General features: G+C 44.9%; 9 protein-coding genes. 3 read left to right on the forward strand and 6 right to left on the reverse strand.

What is annotated here, in order from left to right; genetic code table 11:
* Nucleotides 1-759 (reverse strand): TolC family protein (locus ACEW8S_RS08325; protein ID WP_373517698.1); only part of this gene is annotated, 759 nt, incomplete at its 3' end.
* Between the two features lie 270 nt (nt 760-1,029).
* Here ACEW8S_RS08325 and ACEW8S_RS08330 point away from each other — a divergent pair.
* Together ACEW8S_RS08330 and ACEW8S_RS08335 are read left to right on the forward strand one after the other, a co-directional pair.
* The gene (locus tag ACEW8S_RS08330) at nt 1,030-2,391 is read left to right on the forward strand and encodes a sigma-54-dependent transcriptional regulator (protein WP_373517699.1); all 1,362 of its coding nucleotides are present in this window, start codon (nt 1,030-1,032) and stop codon (nt 2,389-2,391) included.
* Between the two features lie 84 nt (nt 2,392-2,475).
* A complete protein-coding gene (locus tag ACEW8S_RS08335; RefSeq protein WP_373517700.1) occupies nt 2,476-3,867 on the forward strand; it encodes a PAS domain-containing sensor histidine kinase in 1,392 nt (463 codons plus the stop codon).
* A 146-nt stretch (nt 3,868-4,013) separates the two neighbouring features.
* Here the strand turns inward: ACEW8S_RS08335 and ACEW8S_RS08340 are convergent, their stop codons facing one another.
* From ACEW8S_RS08340 to ACEW8S_RS08360, 5 genes are all read right to left on the reverse strand, one after another.
* Nucleotides 4,014-4,346: an MGMT family protein gene (locus ACEW8S_RS08340; protein WP_373517701.1), complete on the reverse strand. Its 333-nt coding sequence runs from the start codon at nt 4,344-4,346 to the stop codon at nt 4,014-4,016.
* A 97-nt stretch (nt 4,347-4,443) separates the two neighbouring features.
* Nucleotides 4,444-5,070: a LysE family transporter gene (locus ACEW8S_RS08345; protein WP_373517702.1), complete on the reverse strand. Its 627-nt coding sequence runs from the start codon at nt 5,068-5,070 to the stop codon at nt 4,444-4,446.
* A gap of 115 nt (nt 5,071-5,185) precedes the next feature.
* Entirely contained in the window at nt 5,186-5,854 is a 669-nt protein-coding gene (gene trmB / locus ACEW8S_RS08350; protein WP_373517703.1) for a tRNA (guanosine(46)-N7)-methyltransferase TrmB, read from the reverse strand.
* Between the two features lie 71 nt (nt 5,855-5,925).
* Complete coding sequence (locus tag ACEW8S_RS08355) at nt 5,926-6,852, reverse strand: sensor histidine kinase (RefSeq protein WP_373517706.1); 927 nt, start codon at nt 6,850-6,852, stop codon at nt 5,926-5,928.
* Nucleotides 6,853-6,977: 125 nt separating this feature from the next.
* Nucleotides 6,978-7,664, reverse strand: coding sequence for a response regulator transcription factor (locus ACEW8S_RS08360; protein ID WP_373517704.1), 687 nt, complete (start codon nt 7,662-7,664; stop codon nt 6,978-6,980).
* A gap of 182 nt (nt 7,665-7,846) precedes the next feature.
* On the opposite strand from ACEW8S_RS08360, the gene ACEW8S_RS08365 reads away from it, so the two are divergent.
* Nucleotides 7,847-10,209, forward strand: a 2,363-nt coding sequence (locus ACEW8S_RS08365) for a TonB-dependent receptor domain-containing protein (RefSeq protein ID WP_373517705.1), incomplete at its 3' end; no start/stop codon positions are given.

The raw sequence follows: 10,209 nt of genomic DNA on the forward strand, positions 1-10,209 counted from the left end.
GACCCGAAGCTCCTGGGCCTTGACGATGGGCATAAAATTCTTGGCTTCGGTGAAGATGGAATCCGATTGCATTTCGGAAATATTGGTCTCATCCTTTTTTTCCGCCATTTCGGTCTGTATGGAAATCGTTTTGGCGTCCTCTAGGTTCATTTGCTGTATCAAATTCAATTTTGCGGCGACCAGCTGGTTCTCGCTTTGGGTCAGGTTCAACTTATCCGTCAACAATAACGATTCCGCCTCGTAGAGGTCTGCACCGGCCTTCAGGCCCAGTTCAATCTGCCGTTCTACCAGGTCATAGTTGTTCTGCGACACTGCTAACTGTTCCTTGGATATGACCACCAATCCCTCATAAAACTGGATATCGTAAAACGCCTGCATCACCCGGAAGGCCAAAATATATTTTTCCTGTAAGGTCTCTTTCTGGATCGCTTTATAGAGAAATTTGGAGGCCTTGATCGTATTCAGTTTTTGAAAGCCCCGAAAAAGATCCACATTGGCGTTCAAGTTAAAATTGTTCGAGAAAAAGTCGGTGGTGACGATACTGTTATCGTTGGGATCTATCGAACGGCCGAACCGGATGTTGTAATCGGAATTGGCGCTGATGTTCGGCAATAGGTTTCTGACGGACTGCCGATAGCTTTCCCGATCGGATTGCACCGCATATTTGAAATCGTTCAACTGAAGGTTATGTTCCAATGCGTAGGCCACACATTCGTCCAGCGTCCATTTTTCCTGGGCTTGAAGCTTAGTTACGATCATCGAAATTAAAAAGACTAGTATGGTTAAATATCGGTTCATAGGGTAACTGGTGTACCAAACTATATGCTACTGTCGTGCCAAGAATGTAAGTTACTGATTATTAGTTGTTTATTTTTTATTATTTGGATGGGATGGGATTAAAGTGTCAAATATATGTACAGTCGACGTCAAATATTTTGACAGTTTTGGAGGTGGAACGGTTTTGAAATTGTAGTTTTATGGGATGGTTTTGATGGATGATGGATGAATAAAACTCTTTAACTTTATCCCATGCTGGATGCAAAAATATTGGTAATCGACGACAACAAAAGTGTACTAAGCGCTTTGGAAATCCTTTTGCAGTTCGAATACAAGACGGTAAAGACGATTTCAAATCCGAATCAGATCTCTTCTTTTCCCGATTTGGATACGTATGACATTGTTTTGTTGGATATGAATTTTTCGGCCGGGGTGAACACCGGTAACGAGGGCATTTTTTGGCTTCGGGAAATCCGAAAAAAGGCGCCCCAAATCTCTGTGATCATGATGACCGCTTACGGTGCCATAGACTTGGCCGTAAAGGCCCTGAAAGAAGGCGCTGCGGATTTTGTACTGAAACCTTGGAACAACGATAAACTGCTGGCCACGGTAAAATCGGCCTATGAACTGCGGAAATCACAGAAAGAAGTTTCCCAACTCAAACAAACGGAGAGCAACCTCAAACAGGTCATCAACCAGAGCAAAAATTCCATTATCGGCAACTCGGAAGCGCTGAATGCCGTTTTGAAACTTACCTCCAAGGTTGCCAAAACCGAAGTCAATGTATTGGTAACCGGCGAAAACGGTACCGGCAAGGAACTTATCGCCCGTGAACTCCATAAACTATCAGGCCGTAGCAACGAGGTGTTTATTTCAGTGGATATGGGTTCCATCTCCGAAAACCTGTTCGAAAGCGAACTTTTCGGCCATACCAAAGGGTCGTTTACGGACGCCAAGGAAGACCGCGCCGGCAAGTTCGAAGCTGCCAACGGCGGCACTTTGTTCTTGGATGAAATCGGAAACCTTTCCCTTCAAGCCCAGGCGAAACTGTTATCGGCCATTCAGAACAAGACAATCGTCCGGGTCGGGTCGAACAAACCGATTCCTGTGGATATCCGTTTGATATGCGCCACCAACGAAAATCTGGATAAAATGGTCAAGGACGGACTTTTTAGGGAAGATCTGCTCTACCGTATCAACACCATCCGCATTGAAGTGCCTACGCTGAGGGAACGGGAAGGCGATATTCTGGTCTTGGCTGATTTTTACCTCAAAAAATTCGCCGCCAAATACGCCAAACAAGGTTTGCGCATCAACCAAGCGGCCCAAGAAAAATTAATGTCCTATGCCTGGCCGGGAAACATCCGCGAACTTTTGCATACCCTGGAGCGGGCCGTAATATTATCCGAAGGAAACCTTTTACAACCGGAGGATTTTCTGTTGGATGCAAAATCGACAACTTCCGCAACAACCGGTCCGGAAACCTTGGAAGAAATGGAACTACTGATGATCACCAAGGCCTTGGACCAGAACGACGGCAATTACAGTGCGGCGGCCGAGCAATTGGGCATTTCGAGGCAGACGCTTTATAACAAACTCAAAAAGAAAAAGTAATCAGTGGTGGTTGAATTGGGCAGACGTAAACCCTTCTAAAATCAAGCTTGAATTTGAGTTTGATATCCGTATTTGAATTTTACAATGGTAAGCAGACACATATATTGGCAATTGATCTTCCGGATACTCCTTATCTCGGCGGCCGCCATGGGAGCAGGCTTTTTCTTTTTTGATGGGCAATATGTGCTATCCGTACTTCTATTTGGCTTCCTAGCGCTACAGACCGTTTTTCTGATCCGCTACGTCAACCAGACCAATCGGAAAATCGCCTATTTTTTCGATGCGATCAAGAATGAGGATTTCACCCTGCGGTTTCCCGAAAAACTGAGCGTAAAATCCTTGGAAGAACTGAACCACAGCCTGAACATGCTGAATGCGATGATTCAGGACATCCATCTTAAAAAACAGGCGCAAGAGCAGTATTATCAGGAAATCTTGAAACAGGCCGATATCGGCATCCTGACCATCAACCCGAAGGGACACATTCTGTATGCCAACCCCACCGTCGAAAAGCTGCTGAACTATCGTCCGCTGAACCACATCAAACAATTGAACCAAGTCGACGAAAAACTTTACGGATTATTTGAAAACCTGCAACCCTTCGAAAGCAAGACGTTTCAGTTGACCAACGAACGGGAGAAGATACAGTTGGCGTTGAAGTCCACCACTATCCACCTAGAAAAACAATCGTTGTTGCTGGTGGTCGTACAGGATATCCGTAGGGAACTGGACGAAAAGGAAACGGATTCCTATGTGAAACTCATCCGTGTACTGACCCATGAGATCATGAACACCATTACCCCGATAACCTCCATTTCGGAATCCGTATTGAAATATTTTAAGAAGGAGGGACAATTGCTGACCACCGAAGAATTTGCCGAACACCACATGAAAAGTACGGTCAAAGGACTGGAAATTATTAAAGAGCAAGGGAAAGACCTCATGGGGTTCGTGCAGTCGTACCGCACGTTTCTCAGTGTACCAGAGCCGGACAAGACGCTCATTCCCGCCCAAAACCTGCTTGAAAAAATAAAGCTTTTGATAGGCGGGGATAGCGGTCAGGAACAAATCGATATCGAAGTCATCGTCGACCCGAAGGACCTGGAACTTTTTATCGACGAAAAACAGATTACGCAGGTACTTTTTAACCTCGGAAAAAACGCACAACAGTCTCTTAGAATTCAAGAAAGTAGTGCGTCGACGGATAAAACATCCTTAGACAGATCAGACAAAAAGGAACAGATAAAATTTTTAGCGGGTATCGACGATAAAGGGAAGAAGATCGTAAAAGTCTGGGACAACGGCCCGGGAATTCCCCAAGAACATCTCGATGAAATTTTCGTGCCTTTCTTCACTACTAAAAATACCGGAACGGGTATCGGCCTTAGTCTCTCAAAACAGATCATGCGATTGCACGGGGGCAGTATTCAGGCGGCCTCAAAAGAGAATACGGTTTTTACGTTGACGTTTGATTGATAGATTGACCTCGCTTCGTCTTCGCTGCCTGCAAGGTGTTGTTGCGGAGCGACCTCATTGTGGGTCTGTGCGAGATGCGTGTTCCCAACCGGCCAGACCTACAAAGATCGTTCGTGCTTCGCTCATACCCTGCAGATCTTCCCTTTTTAAAGCTCTTTGAACGGGTCCCAAAAATGGGTGTCAAAATCCACAATCTGATGGTCGATCACTTTGATGCCCTCGTTTTCCAGAAGCTGCTGCATCAGATTTGTACCATCAAAGTGGTGCTTTCCGGTGAGCAGTCCTATTTTATTCACTACGCGATGCGCGGGCACCTCGGGCATGCTTCCGGCACCGTTCATCGCCCAACCGACCATTCTGGCACTGCGGGCGGTACCCAAATATTTGGCAATGGCACCATACGAGGTCACCCTGCCTTCGGGAATCTGCCGCGCCACTTCGTAGACTTTTTGGAAGAAGTTTTTAGTATCGAAATCCATGATTTGTATTTAAGATTCAAGGTCAAAAAATTCAACCCCACGCATCGGTCACCCGTCACCCGTCACCCGTTACCCGTCACCCGTCACCCGTCACCCGTCAATAAAATATCCGAATCAACGTAATCACCAACAAAACCACCATCAATCCACTTAAAATATAATTGGAATTCCTTGAAAAGCGATCGGTTTTGGTTTCCAGCTTATTAAAATAAATGGTGTACATATAAAGTACCGAAAAAGTACCCAGACCGGCGGCGAGAATGAAAATCGCTATATCCGAGGCCTTGAACTGTATCCACCCGGAGGCGTTCCACATGATATTGAGGCCGCTGTAGTAGGGAATGGTCAATAAATTGACCGCCGCTAAGCCTATCCCCTTTAAAAAACTGTTCTTTTTACTGATCTTGACCAATTCGGGATTTGGTACTTTATTCCGTTTGGCGGCCCAAAAAAAATATACGGCGAAAAAAGCAAAAACAACAGTGGCGATTTTCAACAGTAAGGCGATCACTTCTGGGTTATTGTCCAAGAATCTAGAGATATAGACCGCAACCGTCGCCTGCAACATAATCATGCTAGACACCCCGATGCTGAAAATAATGCCGTTCACCTTCCCTTTCTCGACACTTACCTTTGCCGCGTTCATATTCAACAGCCCAGGTGGCACCGTAGCCATAAAGGCTGCCGAGAACGTAGCGAAGAAAAGGATGAAAAGGTGATGCATTGTTGTCAAGTTCAAGCCTGCCCCCCGGAGGAGGGTTCAAGCACAAGTTCATAGTCAGGTTCAAGCCTGCCCGCCAGAGGAGGGTTCAATCCCGCCGGCCATAGAAAATTCAAATTCAAGAAATCCTGAACTGAATATACGTTATCGCCTTCCCCTTGTCAAGATACTGCTTTTCGTAAAAAGTCTGTATTCCGATAACTTCTTTCGGACTGCCCTCATTTTTATAAACGTCGTGGTTGGCGTAAATGATTTCCAATCCCAGACCCTGCAATAATCCCAAAGTATAACCGTGCATAAATTCGCTATCCGTTTTTAAGTGTACCAAGCCCTTAGGATGCAGAATCCTCTTATACTTATCCAAAAAATCGGGGTTCGTCATGCGGTGCTTGGTCCGCTTGTACTTGATCTGGGGGTCGGGAAAGGTAATCCATATTTCGGATACCTCGTTCTCGGCAAAAAGTTCGTCAATCAGTTCGATTTGGGTACGGAGAAAGGCAACATTTTCAAGGTTTTCTTCCAAGGCGGTCTTGGCGCCCCGCCATAGACGGGCACCTTTAATATCTATACCGATGAAATTCTTCTCGGGATCGAGATGGGCGAGACCTACGGTATATTCTCCCTTTCCACAGCCGAGTTCGAGCACAACCGGGTTACTGTTGCCGAAATGGGATGCCCAGTTTCCTTTGAGGGAAAATCCTTCTTTAATCGTTTCCCGATCAGGTTGGATGACGTTTGTAAACTGTTCGTTTTCCTTGAACCTTTTGAGCTTGTTTTTACTTCCCACTACCTCATTTTAAGATTTCCGGCCAATACCCGACAAAGCTAATGAAATACTATGTGAAGAAACAACTTATGTTAGACCCCTACCTTACTCTTTTCCAAGGTAAACGAAAACTCGGACCCTACCTCGATCTCACTTTCGACGTAGATCTTTTCTTCGTGGGCCTCGATGATGTGCTTAACGATGGCGAGGCCCAGGCCCGATCCGCCTTCTTTGCGGCTTCCGCTTTGGTCGACCCTATAGAAACGTTCGAAAAGACGGGGTATGTAGCGCTTCGGAATACCTTCGCCATTATCGGTTATCCTCACGATTACCTTGTTTTTGATCAGGTTTTCGACACTGACTTCCGTGGTACCGTCGCGCCGACCATATTTTATGGAGTTGACTAAAAGATTTGTGATGACCTGCTCTATTTTTTCTTTATCGGCCAAGACGTAGATCGGCTGTGGATACTCCATATCAAAAGTGAGTACGATGTTCCTTTTACCCGCTTTCATTTCCAACTGGTCGAAAATGCTTTGGATAAGCTCTACGATATCGAAATTTTCTTTATCCAAATTGAGTTCCCCGACTTCGAGCTTGGTGATGAGGTCAAGATCTTTTACAATATAAATGAGCCTATCGACCCCTTTACTGGCGCGCAGCAAGTATTTTTTGCGCACGTTCTTATCGTTCATGGCACCATCCAAAAGGGTCTCTATGTATCCTTGAACCGTAAAAAGCGGAGTTTTGAGTTCGTGCGATACATTTCCCAAAAAATCTTTCCGGTACGCCTCTCGCACCTTTAGCGTGTCGATCTCGACTTTCTTGTCCTTGGCGAACTTTTCGATTTCTTCGGTCAGCGTCCGCATATCGGTCGTAATCGGATCGGAGGTCAGTGTCGAGGATTCCAAAAGGGCTACGTCGTCATAGATCTGTTTTATCCTCCGATAAATAAATTTTTCTATTCGGATTTGAAGGATGAGGAAGGACACTAAAAAAAGGATTACGGTGGTTAGCATAACGATCAAAAGGTCAAACGTGTGGAAAAAGAAGAGTAGGATACCCAGAACCAAGGCGAAAATCAATGTGATCAAAAGGGATGATCGCAGGGCGAACCGATAGGATCTTTGTAGCCTGATAGCCATTACAGCACGAACTTATACCCTACTCCTTTGACCGTCTTAAAATGCTCTTCCCCGATTTTTTCGCGCAGCTTGCGAATGTGCACGTCAATGGTACGCCCGCCGACGACCACTTCGCTGCCCCAAACACGATCTAAAATAGTTTCACGTTTGAACACCTTATTGGGCTTTGAGGTCAAAAGGGCCAGAAGTTCGAATTCCTTTCTGGGCAAAATAAGCTCTTTGCCCTGGTTGATGATCTTATATTCCTCCCGATTGATAACGATGTTGCCGACTTTGGTAATATCGTCTTGAGTGCCGTCATCTTCCTTGAGCCTTCTCAGCAGGGCCTTCACTTTACTCACCAAAACCTTGGGCCGGATCGGTTTGTTGATATAATCATCGGCCCCTGCATCAAGGCCCGCCACTTGGGAATAGTCCTCGCCCCGCGCCGTCAGAAAGGTGATGATGGTATTTTCGAGTCCCTTTATCTTGCGTATTTTCTCACAGGCCTCCATACCATCCATTTCTGGCATCATAACGTCGAGAATGATCAAATGTGGCTCCTTTTTTTTGGCCATGGCCACCCCTTCAACCCCATTTTTTGCGGTAAATACCTGATAGCCTTCCGAGGTAAGGTTATAACCGACAATCTCAAGAATATCGGGCTCGTCGTCTACTAAAAGTATCTTGATGTCTTTTTTTTTCATCGGATGCCATTGTTTTGTTTAATCGGTCGAAGATAAAGATAATACAACTAGGTCAAACCGGCTTAACGTTGATTTAATGTCATAACATTATGGTAACGATATTGCAATATAGGTTTAACGTGGAGGTAACATGGGTTTTACAGCTTGTGGCGTTCTTTGCGCCAAAGATAGAACCCTATTTAATGAAAAATAGCTTAACGCTCCTGATACTTATTTTAGCCGTTTATGGTAGTGCACAGGACAAAGGAAGTATCGCAGGTAAATTAACTGACAAAGAATATAATAATGAACCATTGGCCTTTGCGAATATTTTAATAAAAGGAACGACAACTGGCACTACTACCGATTTTGACGGATTGTATGAAATCGCTGGTCTTGACCCTGGCACTTATACGGTGGTCTACAGCTATTTGGGGTATGAGACGGTCGAGATTCCCGATGTAAATGTCGAAGCTGGCAAGGTCAGCGAAATAAATGTGCCTATGAGCGCTTCGGAAGGGGTTTCTTTGGATGAGGTCGTTGTGACCACATCGGCCCGAAAGGATTCTGAGACTGCATTGCTTCTTGACCAAAAAAGAGCTATAGAAATCAAGGAAAGTATCGGTGCCATCGAACTTGGGAATTTAGGGATATCGGACGTGAAGTCGGCCGCAACAAAAATTTCCGGGGTTACGGAAAGTGAGGCCTCAGGAGACGTTTTCGTAAGGGGGCTTGGGGATAGATATTTGGTAACCACTTTCAACGGTCTACCCATTCCCTCCGATAATATTGAAAAGAAGAATATTGACTTGGGACTTTTTCCGACCAGAGTAATACAGAACGTTAGTATAAGCAAGACCTATTCCGCGTCAGTCTCGGCCGATCAGGCTTCTGGAAATATTAACATTGCTTCAAGGGAACTGAACGGTACGGAAGAACTTGAAGTCGGCATCACTGGCGGTGTCAATACCAATGCCATAGGTGATGGTTCAGATGATAATTTTAAGGTCTCCGCCAACTACGACTATACAACATTAGGATTTTATGATACCGATGTCGATATTTTCGACCAGCTGACCAAACAATCGTGGGATCCAGGTACGGTCGAGACACCCATCGACCGCCAATTCAATCTCAGCGCGGGAAAATCCTTTTTCGATAACAAATTCAAGGTCTTTTTGACCGCGTCCAATAAAAAATCGCACCAATACCTCACCCCGGGCGTGTTTAAAATTTATGATCAGGTAACGGTAACCGATTCGATAAACGATTTCAGTCAATGGGAAACCGAATACGTCAACAACGGACTGTTGGATTTGACCTATCAGAACCAAAAAAACATTATCAAATCGGTTACGCTTTTCATAAATACCCTTAATGATATTGTGTCCGAAGGGGGAAGGGATGGTAACGGCGATCTCCAAGAAGAGACCATTGGTGATTTTTCCGATTTCTTGAGGGATCAAAATACAAAACAGACCCGATTATTTGTACAGCAACTCATCGGGAATCATAAAATTTCCGAGAAAAACGAGTTGGACTGGGCTGTTAGCTATAATAAACTCGCTGCCGACGAGCCAAACCGAATACGGAATGTTGTAAACTTTACTTCTAATCCTAATAATGTTTTTCTTTACGAGAACAGTGGATTTGAATCCCGTAAGCTTTCACAATTAATAGACGATGAGGAGTATAACGGTTTGATAAAAAATCAGATTAAGGTTATTGAGGAGGAGACCAAAAATTTCTATATTGATCTGGGCATTAACTACAGGAGAAAAACAAGGGATTTCAAATCCACCTTTTACGGGGTCTCCAACGTTGGCGAGAACAGGGCCAACTCCAATTCTTTGGACGACTTTGACCAAATCTTCACGGTGGCCAACTTCCAAAACAACCTTCTTGATATAACCTCTTTTCAATCGAATGCCGACGGGGAAGTTCAGGATGAATATTCCGGCGAATACGAGTCAAAGGCCGCTTTCGTACTTTTCACCGTTAATTTTGACAAATGGAACCTTAATACGGGCTTCCGGGCACAATTAGATGACCTTGTGGTCGATTATGATGTCAACAACGCCCCAGGCGGTGATGTTGGGCAGGTAACTAGGAACTACTCCAACTTTTATCCAAGCTTAAACCTAAAATATTCTATCAACGACGAACATGCCCTAAGATTTGCTGCCAGCCGCAGTATTACGTTGCCCGAATTTAAAGAAATTTCTCCCTTTCGGTACATATCGCCAACGGGCCAACAGGTCTTTGGAACGGTAGGCGAAGACGCTTTGGAGGCGTCCTTTTCCAACAACTTCGATTTAAAATGGGAATTCTTTCCAAGTAGGGGCCAACTGATATCGGGATCATTGTTTTATAAATCAATCGAAGACCCCATCAATAAAGTACGTGCCAGAGGATCTGATGGCGCCCTGTTCACTTTTCGAAATACAGGAGACAAAGCTACTGTGTACGGCATTGAAGTCGAGTCCAAAATTAATTTGATCAAACCGGAAACCAACGAGGAGGACGGTAATCCCGTCGGACCGGAACTAAGTTTGGTCTTTAATGC

The organism is Pricia sp. (assembly GCF_041745955.1).
Classification (GTDB): Bacteria; Bacteroidota; Bacteroidia; order Flavobacteriales; family Flavobacteriaceae; genus Pricia.